The organism is Amycolatopsis sp. NPDC034160 (assembly GCF_055575355.1).
In genome coordinates this window covers 147,236-165,372 of the sequence record NZ_JBVISU010000002.1, presented here as the reverse complement: position 1 = coordinate 165,372, position 18,137 = coordinate 147,236, and the positions used below count along the sequence as shown (strand labels likewise).

Here is an 18,137-nt window from a genome sequence, read left to right as displayed (position 1 = left end):
TCGGTGAACGGCGTTGCCAGTTTGTCATCTCGGCCGTCGTCATGGGGGTCACTCGCTTTCGTCGCAGTTCCGTAACCCCGGCACCGCTACCTACTTCGCGGTAACTACACGTATGCTGCTGATCGTCGTCGAGTGGTGTTGATCACTCGATGGTGAGAAAGGAAGTCCGGACGTGCAGATCTTGCAGGCCCACGCGGTGGTGGGACATGCCGGCCGGTCTTCTCTGCCCGGAACGGGAGGAGCACAGTGACCCTTCCCGCGCCCCATCCCGTCTCGATGCTGGCGGGCCACATTCTCCGCCGGAGCGGTCTCTCCCCGGCGCCGTCGCCTCGGCAGGCCAAAGCCCCGCGCCACGACGAAACCACCGAAGAGACCAATGCCGCCGCCGAAGCCGCGAAGGCCGAAGCCTGGGAGCTGGTCAGCGCCGCGCAGGGTGGCGACACTTCCGCCTTCGGACGGCTCTACGACCGCTACGTCGACGTCGTCTACCGCTACGTCCTGTTCCGCCTCGGCGACCGGGACCTCGCCGAAGACGTCACCAGCGAAACCTTTCTTCGCGCGCTGCGCCGCATCACGTCGGTCAGCTACCAGGGGCGTGACGTCGGCGCCTGGTTCGTCACCATCGCGCGCAACATCATCCTCGATCACGTGAAGTCGAGCCGGTTCCGGCTGGAGGTGGTGACCGACGAGGTCGCCGAACCCAGCGGAGCACCGATCGGGAACGTCGGCGTCCAGGCCGTCGTGGGACCGGAACAGCAGGCCATCAGCCGCGCGACCCGGGCCGAATTGCTGCGTTGCGTCGCCGAACTGGGTGAAGACCAGCGCGAATGCATCGTGCTGAGGTTCATGCAGGGGCTTTCCGTCGCCGAGACCGCGGCGATCATGAAACGCAACGAAGGCGCCATCAAGGCGCTCCAGCACCGCGCGGTACGCCGTTTGGCACAACTCCTGCCCACCGGATTGCGTTAAAGTCCCATATTTCTTCCTCACCGGGCCTTGCCGTAACCCTGGGGCGCTCCCACTCGTTTCCCAAGCCAGACCGGTGTCAGGACCGGGCTGAGCGCAAGAGACGGAGCAGGACCGTGGGCGTGCCGGGATGGTTCGCACGGGAGCGAGCGGACGGTGACCGCTTCGCGGACCTTGTCGACGGCGACGCGATTCCGGAAGAAGACGAATTCGCGCGTGAACTCGCGCTCGTCGGTGGCCTTCGCGAACTGGGCTCGGCCGGCGCGCCCGACGCCGAAACCCGGCGACGGATCCGCGAGGAGATCGCCGGACGTCTCGCCGAAGCCGAAGCACCGCCGAAACGGCGTGGCCGCACCATCGCCAACCTCGCCGCGGCCGCCGTCGCGCTCGTCCTCGCGCTGGGCGGCCTCACCCTGCTGCTGTCCAAGAACGCTTTGCCGGGCGATCCGCTCTACGGCATCAAACGAGCGGGTGAATCGGCCGCGCTCGGGCTCACCTTCGACGAGAAGGACAAGGCGAACAAGCACCTGGAGTTCGCCACGAACCGCGTCGGCGAACTCGACGAACTCACCCGCCAGGCTTCGACCACCGAGGCGTACTTCACCGGACTCGCCGACTTCGAGTCCGATCTGCGCGCCGGCGTCTCGCAGCTGACGGCCGTCGTCACCGACGAAGGCGGGCAGAACCGGCTCACGGAACTGCACACCTGGGCGCGGCAGCAATCCGACCGGCTCGGTCTCCAGATCGAACGAGCCCCCGCCGAAGCGCGGGACAAGTTCACCGCGGCCCGTGTCCTGCTCGACAAGGTCCAGGACCGCACGACGGATCTCGGCTCGCGGCTGGTCTGCTACACGATCACCACGGGCTCGTCCGACGAACTGGGCGCCGTCCCGGCCGCCGGTGACTGCGAGCGCGACCCCGGCTCCCCCGACGCCGTCGTACCGCCGGTGACCGTTCCCGGGCCGTCCTCCGCGCCGACAGGGTCGCCGACGTCGACATCGACACCGACGGCTGTCCCGCCGTCCTCCGGCGTGGACACCGCCAACCCGACCGGACCGCTCGCGCCGCCGACCGGCGGGACCCCGCCGCCCGTGGTGGCGACTCCGACGCCGAAACCGAACCCGCCGCTGCCGGTTCCGACGACTGTCACGCCACCCCCGCCGCTGCTTTCGATTCCGCCGCTGATCCCGGGATTGCCACCGATCGTCATCGGCTGACGGGACGGGTGGTGAGGCAGGCGCCACACCTGGGACAGCCCGGGTGAGCTCTCGCTACGCTGTGCATAGGCACCTGGGATTCCGGAGGCGGTGTGCGTGTCAGTTTGGCGGGGCAGGGATAAGAGTCAAGAGCTCGAACGGCTGGCCGAGCTCGCGGGCGAGGCGTCGGCCGAGGCCGCCATGGCGACCGCGTCCGCCGAAGCCCTCGAACCGCCGGCCCCGCCCGCACCGCCGGACCTGACCGCGGCCGCCTTCTTCGACGTCGACAACACCATGATGATGGGCGCGTCGATCTTCTACTTCGCCCGCGGCCTGGCCGCGCGCAAGTTCTTCACCTCCGCCGATCTGGCCGGATTCGTCTGGCAGCAAGTGAAATTCCGGCTCGGCGGCCGGGAGAACAAAGAGGACATCAAAACCCATCGCGAACGCGCACTGTCCTTTGTGGCCGGTCGCACCGTGCAGGAACTGACCGACATCAGCGAAGAGATCTACGACGAGCTGATGGCGGACAAGATCTGGTCCGGCACCAGGGCGCTGGCGCAGATGCACCTCGACGCCGGCCAGCGCGTCTGGCTCGTCACCGCGACCCCGATCGAACTCGCGGCGATCATCTCGCGGCGCCTCGGCCTCACCGGCGCGCTGGGCACCGTCGCCGAGACCAAGGACGGCGTCTACACCGGCCGTCTCGTCGGTGATCTCCTGCACGGCCGCGCGAAAGCCCACGCCGTCCGGGCGCTCGCGTCACGCGAAGGGCTGAATCTCAAGCGCTGCACGGCGTATTCGGACTCACAGAACGACGTCCCGATGCTGTCGGTCGTGGGGACCGCCGTCGCGGTGAACCCCGACGGCGGCCTTCGCGACGTCGCCCGTGCGCGCGGCTGGGAGATCCGCGACTTCCGGACCGGGCGGAAGGCCGCGAAGATCGGCGTTCCCTCGGTGCTGGGTGTCGGCGCGGTGGCCGGTGCCGTGGCGGCCGGGATGGCCTACCGGAAGCGCTGAGCCACCTCTCTCCAACGCCATGAAAGGTCCTTTCCTGGCAAATTTTGCAAGGAAAGGACCTTTCATGGCATTCGGAAGGCGGCCTACCCCTTGAAGACGCTCTTCCGCTGCGAAAGGCGTTTGTACAGCGACTGCTGGATCGACTCCCGCACCTGGTCGGTCAGCGTGAACACCAGCATCGGGTCGTCGACGGCGTCCGCGTCGTAGGTGTCCGTGCGGATGGGCTCGCCGAACTCGATACTCCACTTCGTCGGCAGCGGGATCGCGCCGAGCGGGCCGAGTAGCGGGAAGAAGGGCGTCACCGGGAAGTACGGCAGGCCGAGGAGCCGGGCGAGCAGCTTGATGTCGCCCACCTTCGGGTAGATCTCCTCCGCGCCGACGACCGACACGGGAATGATCGGCACCCCGGCCCGCAGCGCCGCGGAAACGAAACCGCCACGGCCGAAGCGCTGCAGTTTGTACCGCGAGGAGAACGGTTTCCCGATGCCCTTGAACCCTTCCGGCCAGACACCGACGAGTTCTCCCTTGCGCAGCAAGCGTTCCGCGTCCGCGTTGCAGGCGAGGGTCTGCCCGGACTTGCGCGCGAAGGAGCCGACCAACGGCACCTGGAACACCAGGTCCGCGCCAAGGCCGCGCAGATGCCTGCCGCCGGGGGCGTGGTCGTACACGGCGACGGCGGTCATCAGCGCGTCGAGCGGCAACGTGCCGGAGTGGTTCGACACCAGCAGCGCGCCGCCGTCGGACGGCAGGTTCTCGACGCCGAACGTGTCGACGCGGAACCACTTTTCGTACAGCGCGCGCAGCGGCGGCAACAGCAGGGTTTCGGTGAGCTCGGCGTCGAAACCGAACTCGTCGACGGTGTAGTCACCGGTCAGCCTGCCCCGCAGGAACCCCAGCGCCTTCTTGAGCGACTCCGGGAGCAGATCCGCATCGGCGGGCTGGGTTTTCGCCGGGGAGACCCGTGAAGAGCCGGGGAACTCGACGACGGGCGCGTCGGCCCCGCGTTCCTGCTGGTTCAGGTGGTTTTGCGCCTCTTCGGACTCGCGAAGATCCCGATCCGCCTGAGCGGCCGGGGCCGGCTTCTCTCTGCCGGGGCCGTGCAACGGGATGACCTGCGCTTGAGCGCCGCTCACGTTTTCCGCCTCGCCTTCGTGAGAGTTTTCAGGGGTGTTCTCGTAGGGCCTGCTCACCGGTTCGTCGCCTGCCCGGTCGCCGCGGCCACCAGTACCTTGCCCGCGAGCCCGGCGAGCCTGCCACCGTCCACCACGGGCCTGAGCCCGCGGCCGGTGATGTAGTCGTCGAACGCCTCACGCGTCGTCCAGCGCGGGATATAGCCGAAGTCCTTCTTGAGCTTCGTGATGTCCACGACGCGGCCGAAGTTCAGCAGCCGGACCTGGTCGGCGGAGAAGTCGACCACGCGGGCGCCGCGCAGGACCTTCCCGACCGACGGCACCACACCGCTGGGCATCGGCAGCCCGACCCGGCCGGCTCGCCGGATCGCCTGGGAGAGGGTGAGTACCCCTGCCGAGCCGACATTGAACACGCCTGGCTTGTCCTCCATCGTCGCCCGCTCGAAGACGGCCAACGCGTCTGAGGCGTGCAGCAGCTGGATCCGCGCGTCGTAGCCGAAGACGGTCGGGACGATCGGCAGCGCGAAGTAGCGCGAGAGCACGGTGTCGATCTCGGGGCTGATGATGTTGGCGAACCGGAAGAGCGTCGTCGTGATGTCGGGACGGCGGCGCATGAGCCCGCGCACGTACCCCTCCATCTCGACGGCGTCCTTGGCGTATCCGCTGGCCGAGGTGGGGATGAGCTCGGAATCCTCGGTGAAGACGGCCTGCGAACGCGCTCCGGCGCCGTAAACCGCGGCCGTCGACTTCACTACGAGCTTGCGCACCAGCGGCGAACGCTGACAGGCCGCCAGCAGCCGCATCGTGCCGATGACGTTGACCTCTTTGATCGCCGTACGGCGGGCGGGCCCGGCCGGATGCGCGGTGCACGAGCCGTGCACGACCGTGTCGACCTTGGCCGTGCTGATCACCTTGGCGATCAGCGGGTTGCGAATGTCGGCGCGGACGTATTCGGCGTGGCCCATCCGCTGCAGCACCGACTTCTGCGGAGGCGTGGTGTCCACGCCGATCACCCGCTCGAACTCCGGATTGTTGCCGAGTCTGGCGAGCAGCTTCCCGCCAAGGTCTCCCCCGACCCCGGTCACGAGCACGATGTTCGACGGCATAGGACTCCCTGCGGCTTTCAGGCGGTTTCTCGGACTTCGATCACGGGGTCCTGATGACCTTGAGTACGTACTTGATCTACCGAGTGTGCGCGAACCTGCACTCACTGGAAGCATCGCGCGGCTGCCCTTGAGATGTTACCGCTCATTAGGGGTAGTCGATGCAGCGCTTACATGCTATTAACCGGACGCTCGCAGAGGGGATGCACGTCTCACTCGAATGGGCGGACGACGTCCACTAAATGGGAGTGGCCCGTCCAGAAACTGGACGGGCCACTCACCGGCTGTGTCTACTTGCCGGCCTTCCTACGCTGAACACGCGTCCGGCGCAGCAACTTGCGGTGCTTCTTCTTCGACATGCGCTTACGGCGCTTCTTGATCACAGAGCCCATCGAGAGCGCTCCTTCCTTCGTCGTCGGTCACGCTGCCCGGCGCAGCGTCCAACGGGTGGAGCGCACAGGCACGAGCGGTCTTCCAGGGTACCCGCGCCCCGGAAGACGCCCTCCGGCGGGCACGTTGTGCTTCGCGAAGCGGGCCTCAGCCCACGTCGAAGTACGCGCCCTGCAGATACTCGTGAACGGCCTTTTCGGGCACTCTGAACGACTTTCCCACGCGGACCGCGGGCAACTCGCCCGAGTGAACCAGGCGGTAGACGGTCATCTTGGAGACCCGCATCAGCGTGGCCACCTCGGCGACCGTCAAAAACTGGACCTGGCCCACTGAGGGCAGATCATCCTTCTTGTTCGGCGGCATGATTCACCGTGTCCTTCGACACGTGTCGCGCCACGAGGCTTCCCCACCTGTGGTATCGACACGCACGTGCTCTCCTGAGAGTAGCGGGACTGGTGGGACTAAAGCGACGCGAGACTGTATGAATTATCGCGCGACCGCGATCGCGCTGCCAGGGCGCGACTACGGAGTGAAGTCGCGGTTGGCCCAAATGGCGCCCTGCCATCGCGATGGCGGCGCCTATCGGCCTAAACGCGCGACTTCAAGAGATCAAAAGACCTCGGCCGCCGCAGCCTCGGTCGCTTCAGCGTCCACAGGGGTCGTCAGTGATTTTGGGTCGCTCCGGCCGGCGGCGCCGGCCCCAAAACGCATTCAGAGGACTAAATGCGGGGGTCGTGGGCGGCGCCGAGTTCGGTCGAGCGATCCTTCGCGGCCTCGATGGCGGCCAGGAGTGCCGCGCGGACGCCGTGCTTCTCCAGCTCGCGGATGGCGTTGATGGTCGTTCCGGCCGGCGATGTGACGGCTTCGCGCAGCAGCACCGGGTGTTCGTCGGACTCCGCGAGCATCTTCGCCGCCCCGACCGCCGACTGGATGATCAGCTGACCGGCGAGCGCGCGCGGCAGGCCGAGCAGGATCCCGGCGTCGATCATGGCCTCGACCAGGTAGAAGAAGTACGCCGGCCCCGAGCCGGACAGCGCCGTGACGGCGTCCTGCTGCGACTCCGGCACCTCCACGACCTGCCCGACGTGCGAAAGCAGGTCCTTCACCACCGCGATGTGCTCGGCGGTCGCGTGCGCGCCCGCGGAGACCGCGCTCATGGCCTCTCCGACGAGCATCGGGGTGTTCGGCATGACCCGCACCACGGGGACGCCCTCGGCCAGCCTGCGCTCGTACAGGGCGGTCGGCAGGCCCGCGCACAGCGAGACCACCAACGACTCCTTGCCGAGCAGCGGCGCGAGGTCGTCCAGCACCGGGTCGATGTCCTGCGGTTTGACCGCGACGACCAGGACGTCCGCCCGGCGCGCGGCGTCGGCGACGGTGACGCCCTGTACGCCGTAGCGCTCGGTCAGCTCGGCCGCGCGTGCCGGGTAGCGTTCGGTGAACAACAGGTCAGCGGGGCTGTGCCCGCCGTGCAGCAGGCCCGAGAGCAGGGCCTCCCCGATCTTCCCGGCACCCAGAACCGCGATCACAGTCATGCGGTTCAGCGTGCCAAACCGCCGTCAGCCGCCGGGCGCCGGGGCGAGCGCCAGCTGACGCGCCTGGCAGACCAGCCTGCCCTGCGAGTCCACCACCATGGCGTCCGAGTCGAACCAGGCCTCGTGCACCGACTGGGCCTGCACGATCACCCGCAACCAGCCCGGCGCCGGGCGCGTGCGCAGCAACGCGGTCAGCTGCACGGTCGGCGCCCAGCCGACGCGGCCGAGGTTGTAGACCACCGGCGGGTTCACGTCCCCCGCGAGCAGGGCGAAGAACGGATCCGGCAGGCCGTGCCGCGGCCGGACCCACAGCCGCACCTTCGGCGGGTCGCCGATCCGGCCGTGCAGGTAGCCGACACTCGCCGGATCCAGCCGGACGTCGCAACCCTTCGCCAGGTTGAACATGCCTTCGGAGGTCTCACCGGTGACGGGCACCGCGCCGGGCGGCGGCTCCGCGGGCATGGCGGGGACGTCGGTCCACTCCGGCCGCCGCATCGGCAGCCGCCCGGTGGTCACCCTGGCCTCGACGCAACTGCGGCCCCGCTGCTCCAGCAGGACCGCGACGACCGAGGCGCGCCTTCCGACCTTCCGGACGTCGGTACGCAGCAGCACCGGCCCCACCGCGGGCGGGTGCAGGAACTCCGCGCTGATCGCCAGCGGCTCGGACGGCGGTTCGCCGCGTTCGTGCAGGAGTGAGAGGGCGGTCCGCGCCATCAAGGCCATCAGGAAGCCGCCGTGCGGATGCCCGCCGATCGACCATTCCGTGCGCAGTACCGCGGTGAACGTGCCGTCACCCAGTGATCGCGTCGCACACGCCGCGTCGAAGGAGGTGACCGTGTCGTCGGCCGCGCTCACCGAGAACTGACCAAGACCACGAGCCGATCCATCGGGGTGCGGGAGATCAACAAGCGCAGCTGGTTCACGGTCGGAACTTTACGTGTACCAGCGCCTGGAGTGCAGACAGGAATGAATCTCCGCACCTGGAGACGATCTTTGTCACTGGCCGAGGTGAAACCGCGCGAACAAGAGTGACTCCGCGAGGTCCCTCGACCGCTGCGCCGCGTTCGGCGATCGGCGGGTGTTGATCTCCAGCACGATCTGTCCGGCGAAATCGCTGTTCACGAGCTTTTCGAGGAGTTCGGCGCAGGGTTCGATCCCGCGTCCGGGGACCAGGTGCTCGTCCTTCGGCAGGCCCGTGCCGTCCGCCAGATGGACGTGCGTGAGCCCGGAACCCATCCGTTCGGCGAGCGCGAGGGCGTCCATACCCGCCGCCGCCGTATGGGAGAGGTCGAGCGTGTAGTGGCGAAACCCTACGTCCGTAGGGTCGATCGACGGCCGGAAGGCCGACACGCGCGCGGTCCGCGAGCCGCCGGGCGGGCGGACCTTGAACATGTTCTCGACCGCGATCTCGATGCCGCTTTCCTCTTCGAGTTCGTCGACGAGGTCACCGAACGCGTCGCCGTAGCGGCGCTGCCACCGGAACGGCGGATGCACCACGACCGTGCGCGCGCCCAGTTCCAGCGCCGCGTCCACGGACATCCGCAGGCGCACCTCGGGATCCGGCGACCACACGCGCTGGGTGATCAGCAGCGACGGCGAGTGGATCGACAGCACCGGCACCCCGGTGCGGCGGGACCACCGGCGCAGCGCGGTGACGTCCTGGCTGACCGGGTCGGCCCAGACCATCACCTCGACGCCGTCGTAGCCGAGGTCGGCGGCCATCTCGAAGGCCGCTCCCGCCCGCAACGGCCAGACGGACGCGGTCGACACGCCTACTGAAATATCTGTCGCGCTGTGTTTGTCTGTCGCGCCCTTCGCGATCTCGCTGCCCGGGCGCGAGTCCCCGAGAGCACTCACGGGGAGAGCCTAAGGGCGCCCTGCCATCGAGATCGCGAGCCTCCGGCGAAAGAGGGCGCGACGGTGAAGTCTCCGTCGCGCTGGCGCGCTTTCGGAGACCGTGTGGTCACCATCGTCGTGGTCACCGTCGTGCTGGTCACCGTCGCCTTGGCGCCGGCTAACGGGCGACGAGGAGGAGCGCGGCCGGTGAGACCGTCACCACCAGGCCGACCAGGACCGCGAGCACCAGGGTCTGCAGGTCGTCCGCCTTGCGGATCTTCCGGACGATCCACACCAGCGCGACGATCACCAGCAGCGCGGCGACCAGCGCGGCGGCGGGGATGTTCACCCACAGCCAGTTGAAGCCCAGCCAGACCCCGGCACCGCCGACCACGCCGAGGGCGAGCTGACCGGCCAAGGCCAGCCACTGCTTACCCGGCGAGGCGTTCTCGACGTACTCCTCGGGCTCGTCCTCTTCGACGACGTCCGCGTCCTGGTCGTCCTCGTAGTCGTCTTCGTAGTCGTCGGACCGGTAGCCGTCCGCCGTCCGGCCGAAGCCGTACTCCTCGCGGTCGAAGTCCGGACCGCTGTCGGGGTAGGCCGGGTCGGCGAAGTCGCGCTCATACTCGTCGAGGTCGTCCTGTTGCCGGTCACGGTCGTCGAGCGAATGCGGCGGCACGAACGGCATCGGGGCGGGATGGGGCGGGTGGGGAGAACCCATGGTCGGGGGCCCCGCGTCGAACGGATCCGGTTCGGGATCCGTCACCGGCTCGACGGGCGCGGCGGCCGCCGGGGGCGGCACCGGCGGGATCCCGCCGATCTCGGTGTCCTCGGACTGCACCTTCTGGCGTCGCTTGCGCCAGCCCGCCAGCCCGGCGGGTACCTCCGGCTCGACGGGCGCGGGCGCCTTGGCTTCGGGAGGGGCCTCGTCACCCACCGCGGCGAACTGCTCGGTGCTCGGCTCGGCCTTGGGCTGGACCGGGCGGGCGGGCGGGCGACGGCGCCGCACCGGCTGGGCGGGCGGGGTCGCGAACGCGCCGCTGGCCATCGGGCCGGGCTGGTCCTGCTCCTCGTCGACGCCCGCGTCGGCCCCACCGTCGAGTCTCGCGGAGAGACCGGCGGACGGCGGGCCGGCTGGCGGCTCGGGGCGGCGGCGGACCGGCGGCACCGCGCCGCGGGTCTCTTCCGGACCGGTCGGCCGCGGACGGCCGCGCGGGGGCAGGCCGTTGGACTCGGGCATCCGCTGGTAGCCGCTCGACTCCTGCGGCGGAGCCGGGCGCGCGAACTGACCGGACTGCTGGGGTGGCCGCTGCTGATAGCCGCTCTGTTCCTGAGGCGGAGCCGGTCGGACGAACTGGCCCGACTCCTGCGGCGGCTGACCCGGCTTGGGCGGGGCCGGACGGGCGAACTGCCCGGACTCCTGCGGCGGCTGGACCGGCTTCGGCGGACGCACCGGCGGTGTCTGGCGGGTCGGTGTCGACGCGACGTCCGGCGGCACCGGCAGCGGCGCGGAGTCCTGCTGCGGCGGCCCCGGCGGGCGGCCGCGGCGAGGCGGGCGCGAGGGCGGCGGCGGGGTGTCGCCGGAGACCCGGTCGATGATCGCCTGCGGCGCGGTGTCGCTCACCGACGGCGCACGGCGGCCGGGCGTCGGCTCGGGAGCCTCGTCCTCGTCGTCGTCGGCCGCGCGGCGTCGCCTGCGGCGCCCGCCTTCCGGCTGGGCTCCGTGCTGCGCGAGCAGCTCCGCCACGGTCTTCTGTGGCTGGCCGCTCTCTGTCTCGTCCGTCATACCGTGCTGTCCAATGCGCGCTCGAGCCGTTGTGAACCGGCACGCGACGGGGCATCGGCGGCGTCGCGCGCGCTAGTGGCCGTCATCCGCATTTCCGTCACCTCTTCACCGTGCCCGTTCTCCTTCGACGAAGTCCAGTCGGGCGCTGCCGCCCACAGTGTCGTCCGCACCATTCGAATGGTCCAGCCGCCGCAGGATGACACCTTCGCGCAGCGCCCACGGACAAATCTCCAGTTCTTCCAAGGAAAGTGCCCGCATGGTGGCTTGTGCGACGAGCGCGCCCGCCACCAGCTGATGGGACCTGCTCGCGCTGACCCCCTCGAGTTGTGCCAGGTCAGGGGCGGTCATCCGGGAGATGAACGCGATGAGCTGGCGCAACGCGGTGTCGGTCAGGGTACGGCGCACATGCGGCCCGCTGGCCGACGGCGCCGCTCCGGTCAATCGAGCGAGTGACCGGAACGTCTTCGACGTCGCCACGACACGATCGGGTTCACCCAATTTGGCGACCTTCTTCGCGAGCGTGCCGAGCTGTTCTTCGAGCCAGGCCGAAGTCGCGATGAGTTCCGAGCGGGACGGCGGGTCGTTCCGGAACCTCGTCCGGGTGGTCCGGCCGGCGCCCAGCGGCAGTGACTCGGCCAGTTCGGGCTCCTCGTCGCGGCCCATCGCGATCTCGAGCGAGCCGCCGCCGATGTCGAGGACCAGCAGCTTGCCCGCCGACCAGCCGAACCACCGGCGGACGGCGAGGAAGGTGAGCCGGGACTCGTCGACCCCGGAGAGCACCTTCAACTCGACGCCGGTCTCCTCTTGGACCTTCGCCAGCACCTTGGGGGCGTTCTTGGCCTCGCGGACCGCGGAGGTGGCGAACGCCATGACCTCTTCGCAGCCGAGCCGCAGGGCCGCCGCCTTCGCCGATTCGACCGCCCGCACGAGGCTGTCCGCGCCCGCGCGGCTCAGGTCGCCGTTGCGGGTGATCTGCTCAGCGAGCCGGAGGACGGCCTTTTCGGAATGCATCGGGGTCGGGTGGGCGCCACGGTGGGCGTCGACCACGAGTAGATGGACGGTGTTGGAACCGACGTCGAGTACCCCTAGGCGCACGAGCGTCTACGGTACCCGCCCGCACGTCAGGTCACGAAACCGTAACCGTGATCTGTATCGCAACAGGCGGGTACCAGGCCGATCAGGTCTCGAACTTGTAGCCCAAGCCACGGACCGTGACCAGGTGGCGGGGCGATCCCGGATCCGGTTCGATCTTGGACCGCAGCCGCTTCACGTGGACGTCGAGCGTCTTGGTGTCACCGACGTAGTCCGCGCCCCACACCCGGTCGATCAGCTGCCCGCGGGTGAGCACGCGGCCCACGTTGCGCAACAGGTATTCGAGCAGGTCGAACTCCTTGAGCGGCAGGGACACCTCCTGGCCGTCGACGGTCACCACGTGCCGCTCGACGTCCATCCGCACCGGGCCGGCGGACAGCACCAACGGCGCCAGTTCGCCTTCGGCGCCGGGCTCACCGCCTCGGCGCAGCACCGCCCGCACCCGCGCGATGAGCTCGCGGGCCGAGTACGGCTTGGTGACGTAGTCGTCGGCGCCGAGTTCCAACCCGACGACCTTGTCGATCTCGCTGTCCCGCGCGGTCACCATGATCACCGGGACGGCGGACCGCTGCCGGAGCTGCTTGCAGACGTCCGTTCCGCTCATTCCGGGGAGCATGAGATCGAGCAGGACGATGTCGGCGCCGTTGCGGTCGAATTCCTCGAGCGCCTGCTGTCCCGTTCCGGCCACGGCGGCCGTGAAGCCCTCCTTGCGCAGCAAGAACGCGAGCGGGTCGGCGAACGACTCTTCGTCCTCGACGATGAGAACCCTCGTCACAGGTTTCCTCCATGGTCGGGGCTTTCATGCCCTGTTGCCACGAGACGGGGTGTCCGCTCGGGGGTCTTCTCCGGCCGGGATACCGGCGGAGTCTGCTTGGCGGTCGCCGCCGGTTCGGCACCGATGTGCGCGGGGATCCGCAGGGTGAACGTCGACCCGGTGCCGGGACGGCTCCACAGGCCGACCGAACCGCCGTGGTTGGCCGCGACGTGCTTGACGATCGCCAGGCCGAGCCCGGTCCCGCCGGTGGCCCGCGACCGCGCCTTGTCCGCGCGGTAGAACCGCTCGAAGACGCGCTGCTGCTCGTCCTCGGCGATGCCGATACCGCGGTCGGTCACCGCGATCTCGACCTTGCCGTCGACCAGCCGCCTGCTGATCGACACCGGGCTCCCCGGGTGCGAGTACGCGACCGCGTTCTCCAGCAGGTTCGACAGCGCGGTGACCATCAGCGTCCGGTCGCCCTCGATGAGGAGCCCGCTCGCCGCGTCGGTGGTGATGGTGATCTGGGCGGATTCGGCCGAGAGCGTGGTCCGGCCGAGCGCCTCGCGGACGACGGCGTCGACCTCGACCACGTTCAGATCGGGCAGCCGTTCGGCGCCCTGGAGCCGCGAAAGCGCGATCAGCTCGGTGACGAGCTGGCCGAGCCTGGTCGACTCGCGGAGGATCTTGCCGCCGAACCGGCGGACCTCCTCCTCGTCGTCCGCGGCGTCGAGGACGGCCTCGGTGAGCAGCGCGATCGCGCCGACCGGCGTCTTGAGTTCGTGGCTGACGTTCGCGACGAAGTCCCGCCGGACGGCTTCGAGGCGGGCCGCCTCGGAGTGGTCGACGGCCTCGACCACGGTGAACCCGTCGCCGAGCGGGCGGACCTCGCCGAGGACGGCTTCCGGCTGACGTCCCCTCGCCTCCAGCGGCGACAGGTCGATCTCCACCGGCTCGTCGGTCTCGGCCACCTGCTCGGCGGCCTTGCGGGCCCGCGGGTCGGCCTGGTTGACCTTCACCAGGCCCAGCTCGTAGGCACGGGGGTTGTGCAGGACCATGTCGCCGAACTTGTTGAGCACGACCACCCCGTTGTTGCTCGACCGCACGAGACGTTCGAGCAGTTCGGCCACGGTGGGCCCGGTCGGGCGGCGTTCCTCGCGGCGGGCACGGCCCCTCGCGATCAGGAAGCCGAAAACCACACCGACGATCAGTCCGCCGACGGCAAGGGCGAGGGCAACAGGCGTGGTCACAGGGGAATCGTAAGCGTCCGGGTAGCCTTTTGGCCTAGTCCCGGCCGCGTACTCGTGATGCCTATGACACCTGGGGACAGCCTGTTCGCCTGCAGGTCAGACCCCGTTCATGTGGCCGATCCCTTGCCGAGATCTCCCGGGTGAAGCGGGTCACCCGAAGCGGGGACGCCGTCGGTGCCGGATGCCCGGATCCCTACTTTCGTCGCGTTTATCCCGACTCCGGGTATCCCGCCCACGGGGAAATGCGACGTTCCCGGCACAAGTCATCCGAATGTTGGAAGACTGTCGCCGTGGAACTCGTCAGTGACATCTCCCTGATCCGTGGAGAAGAAGAGCTGTTCGACCGGACGGCTCATCTGTTCGTCGCGGCGACCGACATCGCGTGCGCGGCCGACGACCTGTACACCTGGGCGCTTTCCCGGCCGTCGCTCACCAGACAGGGCGAGCGGCTGGTGCACGACAAGCGGATCCGCAAGCTGTACCGCCCCGGCGTCCTGCTGAACGAGCAGACCGCGCAGCACCTGCACCACCTCTCCGGCCTCGGCGCGCAGATCCGGATCGGCACCGAGGAGATCAACGAGACGATCCTGCTCGACGAGCGGGTCGCGATCATGGCGGGTGACGAGGGCAAGGCGGTGCGCTCCTACAGCGTCATCTCGCGCCCGGAGCTGGTCCAGGGCATTCTGTCGCTGTTCGAAACCGCCTGGCGGGCGGCCGCCACGCTGGAGACGTTCGACGCGCGGTTCGCCGACATCCGGATGGAGGCACCGCAGATCCTCGAGTTCCTGACCACCGGCTGCAAAGACGACAAGGCGGCGAAGAGCCTCGGCATGGGCGTACGCACTTATCAGCGGCGTGTTTCGGAACTGCTGGTCGCGCTCGGCGTGACGTCGCGGCTCCAGGTGGACGCACGGGCGCGGGAGCTGGGCCTGCTGTGAAGCGCTGGGCCGGGCTCGCCGTGCTGCTCGCGCTCGCGGGCTGCACCACCACGGTCTCCGGCGCCGCGCGGCCCGAACCGGAGAGCCCACCGGCGAATCTCGCCCTCGTCAACCCGGCGCGGACCGGTTCGGTGCTGGGAGCGGTGCAGACGGCCATCGAAGCGGTGCTCTCCTACGACAGCACGGCCCTGCCCGCGCACGAGAAGGCGACCAGCGAGCACCTCACGCCCGCCGCCCGCGAAGAGGTGGCGAAGCTGCTGACCACGGTCCGGAACTCGCCGGAGCCGGTCAAGCTGGTCACGCGGGTGATCGTCTCGGCAGCCGTCGAGCTGGCACCCGAGAAGGCCCAGGTGCTGACGGTGGTCGACCAGAGCAGCACCCGGGCGGGCGCCACCAGCAAGGGCATCGCGTCGGTGCTGCTTTCGACCGTGCGCGAGGGCGACCGGTGGCGGATCGGCGAGTTCAAGGTCAACCCGTGGCGGGTCCAACTGCCGCCCGAGAAGCCGGGCGCGGGCGACCGCGCGATCGCGGTGACGCGGGACTCCGCCCGTGACGGCGGTCTGCGGATCGCGGAGACCCTGCTGAACGTGGATCCCGCCGACGCTGAAGGCACCCACGCGCGCTACGAGTCCGTCTCGACCGGACCGCTGCTGACCCAGTTCCAGCAGGGCAAAGCGACTCAGGTGAGCCAGATCCGGAGCGGGGGCACGAAGTCGTCGATGGATCCGAAGTCGATCGCGGCGGTGATGGAGCTCGTGGACGACAAGGCGAGCGTGCTGCTCTACGCGACCATGAACGTCGTGGACGCCCAGGGCAAGGCCCAGGAGAAGAAGCTGCCGATGGTCCTGCGCCTGCAGCGTCTCCCTGAAGGCTGGAAGGCCGCCGGCATCGAGATGGTCCAGGCCCTCCCCTGACGCATTTCGTCCTCTAAACGCGGTGGTCCGTACTACGAACTACCGCGTTTAGAGGACGAAATGCGGGCTAACGGCCCTGGTTCGCGACGGCGGCCGCGGCTTCCTTGGCTGCCTCCGGGTCCAGGTAGGTCCCACCGGCGGTGACCGGCTTGAGGTCCTCGGTCAGGTCGTAGCGCAGCGGGATACCGGTCGGGATGTTGAGCCCGGCGATGGCGTCGTCGGAGATGCCGTCGAGGTGCTTCACCAGCGCCCGCAACGAGTTCCCGTGCGCGGCGACCAGGACGGTCTTGCCGTCACGCAGATCCGGCACGATCGCGGACTCCCAGTACGGCAGCAGCCGCGCGACGACGTCCTTGAGGCATTCGGTCAGCGGGGCGGCGTCACCGAGGTCGGCGTAGCGCGCGTCGCCGACCTGGCTGAACTCGTCGGCCGGGTCGATCGGGGGCGGCGGGGTGTCGTACGAACGGCGCCAGAGCATGAACTGCTCCTCGCCGAACTCGTCCAGCGTCTGCTTCTTGTTCTTGCCCTGAAGCGCGCCGTAGTGCCGCTCGTTGAGGCGCCAGTCGCGCTTCACCGGGATCCAGTGCCTGTCGGCGGCGTCGAGCGCCAGGTTGGCGGTGGAGATCGCCCGGCGCATCAGCGAGGTGTGCACGACGTCCGGCAGCAGACCGGACTCGGCGAGCAGTTGCCCGCCCTTCCTGGCCTCCCGCTCGCCCTGCTCCGAGAGCGGCACGTCCACCCAGCCGGTGAACAGATTTTCGGCGTTCCACGTGCTCTGCCCGTGACGCAGCAGCACCAGAGTCCCAAGCTCAGCCATGGGCCCCAGCCTGCCAGAGTGAGCGGAAGCGCCGGTCAGAGGGCTGGAATTGCCCTTTCTTCTACAGAGAGTGCGTTACCTACGGGTAACACCTCACTCGTCCAGAAGACGGGCTGCCAACAAGCGCCAATCCCTGGAAATCGGACTGCACTCCGTTATCCCGGTTCGCGAAGTTCACTCTAACGGAGTAACGGGTAGTCTTGTGATTACAGGTGGAGATCTGACAGGTTGACTACGTCCCGCGCGGCCGGATTCCACGCACTCCCCGGCTCGACGCGGGTGACGACCGCGACTCGTCTCCCCCCTGCCGAGTCGCGGCGCCCGCCGGCCCCGTTGGCATCCCCCTCGTCACCGGGTCCACCCTGGCGGGAACTTCAGCGGGGCGGCTCGAGATCGCGACTCCCCCCTCCCTCGAGCCGTCCCGCCTAGTTCTTTCAGTGCCTGACTCAGTCCAGTGGTGGCGCGGACGGCAGGTCCGACGCCGTCGCCATCGCGGGCGTCGCCGAGCGGCGCCGCTTGCGCAGCCACCACACCAGTGCGACCGCGGGGATCCCGAAGACCAGCAGGAACGGCACCATCGCACCGAGCACGGTCAGCAGGCCGCCGCCGAAGGTCAGGAACGCGTCCCAGCCGTCGGCCAGCCCGCCGAAGAACCCGCTGCTCGACTGCTCCGCCGCAGCGGCCGTTTCCGGCTTTACCAGCAAAGAAATTGTCGACATGGCGACACTTCCGGCCAGGCTCTCCCGCCGCTTCTGAAGTGACTCGAGTTCGGCTTCGCGGCTCGTCAGCTCGCTCTCGACCGAAGCGATCTCCGAAACCGAAGTCGCCTTCGCGAGCAGCGCGCGGATGCGCTCGACACTCGCCCGCTGGGTGGCCAGCCGCGAATCGACGTCGACCATCTGCTCGGTCACGTCCGTCGCGGTGACCTCACGCCTGACCTGCTTCCCCAGCTTCCCCAACTGGTCCAGCACACCGTCGAGGCGCTCGGCGGGGACGACGACGTTGACCGACGCCCGCTTCTCCTGAGTGCTCTCCTGGCCGGTGTAACCGGCGGCGCCCTGGGTGATGACGCGTACCTGCGAAATCACGTCGCCAACGTTCGGCGCGGTGAGCTCCAGGCTCGCCGTGCGCACCAGCTTGCGGTCGGCGATCCCCGGCTGTCCGGCGGGCACCGGCGCCTTCTCCTTGCCCGCCGTTCCGCCGCTCTCCTTGTTCGGCGCCCCCTGGTTCGGGGCCGCCTCCCTGCCGTCGGCCGACATCGGCTGGGCGGCGGATTGCTCTCCGGACTGCTTCGCCGAGCAACCCGCGAGCGCCAGCACGATCCCGGCGGCGGCGACCCATCTCCATCGCTTGTGCATCAAACCTTCTCCCTCCAGTGCTGCGGAGAGAGACGGAGCGGGACTCGGTGCC

Annotated in this window: 18 protein-coding genes; 5 read left to right on the top strand and 13 right to left on the bottom strand. The window is 69.2% G+C overall.

Annotated features, from left to right (window positions below; all coding sequences use genetic code 11):
- Positions 1-246 precede the first annotated feature (246 nt).
- The 3 genes from ACZ54P_RS05640 to ACZ54P_RS05630 all read left to right on the top strand — a co-directional run bounded on the left by ACZ54P_RS05640 (position 247) and on the right by ACZ54P_RS05630 (position 3,182).
- Positions 247-969 (top strand): sigma-70 family RNA polymerase sigma factor, encoded by a 723-nt coding sequence (locus ACZ54P_RS05640; RefSeq protein ID WP_465460380.1) that lies wholly within the window; start codon positions 247-249, stop codon positions 967-969.
- Positions 970-1,082: 113 nt separating this feature from the next.
- Positions 1,083-2,183 carry a DUF5667 domain-containing protein gene (locus ACZ54P_RS05635; RefSeq protein ID WP_465460379.1) on the top strand — a complete coding sequence of 367 codons (1,101 nt, stop codon included), beginning with the start codon at positions 1,083-1,085 and terminating at the stop codon, positions 2,181-2,183.
- A gap of 96 nt (positions 2,184-2,279) precedes the next feature.
- Positions 2,280-3,182 carry an HAD family hydrolase gene (locus tag ACZ54P_RS05630; protein ID WP_016330921.1) on the top strand — a complete coding sequence of 301 codons (903 nt, stop codon included), beginning with the start codon at positions 2,280-2,282 and terminating at the stop codon, positions 3,180-3,182.
- Positions 3,183-3,265: 83 nt separating this feature from the next.
- On the opposite strand, the gene ACZ54P_RS05625 is transcribed toward ACZ54P_RS05630, so the two are convergent.
- The 11 genes from ACZ54P_RS05625 to ACZ54P_RS05575 all read right to left on the bottom strand — a co-directional run bounded on the left by ACZ54P_RS05625 (position 3,266) and on the right by ACZ54P_RS05575 (position 14,058).
- Complete coding sequence (locus ACZ54P_RS05625; RefSeq protein ID WP_465460378.1) at positions 3,266-4,372, bottom strand: lysophospholipid acyltransferase family protein; 1,107 nt, start codon at positions 4,370-4,372, stop codon at positions 3,266-3,268.
- Positions 4,369-5,418, bottom strand: a complete 1,050-nt coding sequence (locus ACZ54P_RS05620) for an NAD-dependent epimerase/dehydratase family protein (protein WP_465460377.1) — start codon at positions 5,416-5,418, stop codon at positions 4,369-4,371. The genes ACZ54P_RS05625 and ACZ54P_RS05620 overlap by 4 nt, the downstream gene beginning before the upstream one ends.
- Before the next feature lie 287 nt (positions 5,419-5,705).
- Positions 5,706-5,807, bottom strand: coding sequence for a 30S ribosomal protein bS22 (locus ACZ54P_RS05615; RefSeq protein ID WP_007030867.1), 102 nt, complete (start codon positions 5,805-5,807; stop codon positions 5,706-5,708).
- Positions 5,808-5,952: 145 nt separating this feature from the next.
- The gene (locus tag ACZ54P_RS05610; RefSeq protein WP_016330918.1) at positions 5,953-6,168 is read right to left on the bottom strand and encodes a helix-turn-helix domain-containing protein; all 216 of its coding nucleotides are present in this window, start codon (positions 6,166-6,168) and stop codon (positions 5,953-5,955) included.
- 356 nt (positions 6,169-6,524) lie between these two features.
- Positions 6,525-7,340, bottom strand: a complete 816-nt coding sequence (gene proC, locus ACZ54P_RS05605; protein ID WP_465460376.1) for a pyrroline-5-carboxylate reductase — start codon at positions 7,338-7,340, stop codon at positions 6,525-6,527.
- Positions 7,341-7,364: 24 nt separating this feature from the next.
- A complete protein-coding gene (locus ACZ54P_RS05600; RefSeq protein ID WP_465460375.1) occupies positions 7,365-8,195 on the bottom strand; it encodes a thioesterase family protein in 831 nt (276 codons plus the stop codon).
- Positions 8,196-8,336: 141 nt separating this feature from the next.
- Entirely contained in the window at positions 8,337-9,062 is a 726-nt protein-coding gene (locus ACZ54P_RS05595; protein ID WP_465460838.1) for a sugar phosphate isomerase/epimerase family protein, read from the bottom strand.
- Positions 9,063-9,354: 292 nt separating this feature from the next.
- Complete coding sequence (locus tag ACZ54P_RS05590; RefSeq protein WP_465460374.1) at positions 9,355-10,962, bottom strand: hypothetical protein; 1,608 nt, start codon at positions 10,960-10,962, stop codon at positions 9,355-9,357.
- A gap of 105 nt (positions 10,963-11,067) precedes the next feature.
- A complete protein-coding gene (locus ACZ54P_RS05585; RefSeq protein ID WP_465460373.1) occupies positions 11,068-12,057 on the bottom strand; it encodes a Ppx/GppA family phosphatase in 990 nt (329 codons plus the stop codon).
- Between the two features lie 82 nt (positions 12,058-12,139).
- Positions 12,140-12,829: a response regulator transcription factor gene (locus ACZ54P_RS05580; RefSeq protein WP_037319339.1), complete on the bottom strand. Its 690-nt coding sequence runs from the start codon at positions 12,827-12,829 to the stop codon at positions 12,140-12,142.
- On the bottom strand, positions 12,826-14,058 hold the full coding sequence (locus ACZ54P_RS05575; RefSeq protein WP_465460372.1) for a sensor histidine kinase: 1,233 nt from the start codon (positions 14,056-14,058) through the stop codon (positions 12,826-12,828). Before ACZ54P_RS05575 ends, ACZ54P_RS05580 begins: the two co-directional genes overlap by 4 nt.
- 290 nt (positions 14,059-14,348) lie before the next feature.
- Between ACZ54P_RS05575 and ACZ54P_RS05570 the strand changes: the two genes are divergently transcribed.
- Positions 14,349-14,996 carry a DNA-binding response regulator gene (locus tag ACZ54P_RS05570; RefSeq protein ID WP_465460371.1) on the top strand — a complete coding sequence of 216 codons (648 nt, stop codon included), beginning with the start codon at positions 14,349-14,351 and terminating at the stop codon, positions 14,994-14,996.
- Positions 14,993-15,910, top strand: a complete 918-nt coding sequence (locus ACZ54P_RS05565; protein WP_465460370.1) for a hypothetical protein — start codon at positions 14,993-14,995, stop codon at positions 15,908-15,910. Before ACZ54P_RS05570 ends, ACZ54P_RS05565 begins: the two co-directional genes overlap by 4 nt.
- A 67-nt stretch (positions 15,911-15,977) precedes the next feature.
- On the opposite strand, the gene ACZ54P_RS05560 is transcribed toward ACZ54P_RS05565, so the two are convergent.
- Together ACZ54P_RS05560 and ACZ54P_RS05555 are read right to left on the bottom strand one after the other, a co-directional pair.
- Positions 15,978-16,727: a phosphoglyceromutase gene (locus ACZ54P_RS05560; protein ID WP_465460369.1), complete on the bottom strand. Its 750-nt coding sequence runs from the start codon at positions 16,725-16,727 to the stop codon at positions 15,978-15,980.
- 446 nt (positions 16,728-17,173) lie between these two features.
- Complete coding sequence (locus ACZ54P_RS05555; RefSeq protein ID WP_465460368.1) at positions 17,174-18,085, bottom strand: DUF4349 domain-containing protein; 912 nt, start codon at positions 18,083-18,085, stop codon at positions 17,174-17,176.
- Positions 18,086-18,137 lie beyond the last annotated feature (52 nt).

What these genes read in the sequence shown, in the direction of transcription:
- ACZ54P_RS05620 (WP_465460377.1), bottom strand. Translation starts at nt 5,418, where the DNA reads ATGCCGTCGAACATCGTGCTCGTGACCGGGGTCGGGGGAGACCTTGGC.
- ACZ54P_RS05615 (WP_007030867.1), bottom strand. Translation starts at nt 5,807, where the DNA reads ATGGGCTCTGTGATCAAGAAGCGCCGTAAGCGCATGTCGAAGAAGAAG.
- ACZ54P_RS05610 (WP_016330918.1), bottom strand. Translation starts at nt 6,168, where the DNA reads ATGCCGCCGAACAAGAAGGATGATCTGCCCTCAGTGGGCCAGGTCCAG.
- proC (WP_465460376.1), bottom strand. Translation starts at nt 7,340, where the DNA reads ATGACTGTGATCGCGGTTCTGGGTGCCGGGAAGATCGGGGAGGCCCTG.
- ACZ54P_RS05595 (WP_465460838.1), bottom strand. Translation starts at nt 9,062, where the DNA reads ATGGCCGCCGACCTCGGCTACGACGGCGTCGAGGTGATGGTCTGGGCC.
- ACZ54P_RS05590 (WP_465460374.1), bottom strand. Translation starts at nt 10,962, where the DNA reads ATGACGGACGAGACAGAGAGCGGCCAGCCACAGAAGACCGTGGCGGAG.
- ACZ54P_RS05560 (WP_465460369.1), bottom strand. Translation starts at nt 16,727, where the DNA reads ATGGCTGAGCTTGGGACTCTGGTGCTGCTGCGTCACGGGCAGAGCACG.
- ACZ54P_RS05555 (WP_465460368.1), bottom strand. Translation starts at nt 18,085, where the DNA reads ATGCACAAGCGATGGAGATGGGTCGCCGCCGCCGGGATCGTGCTGGCG.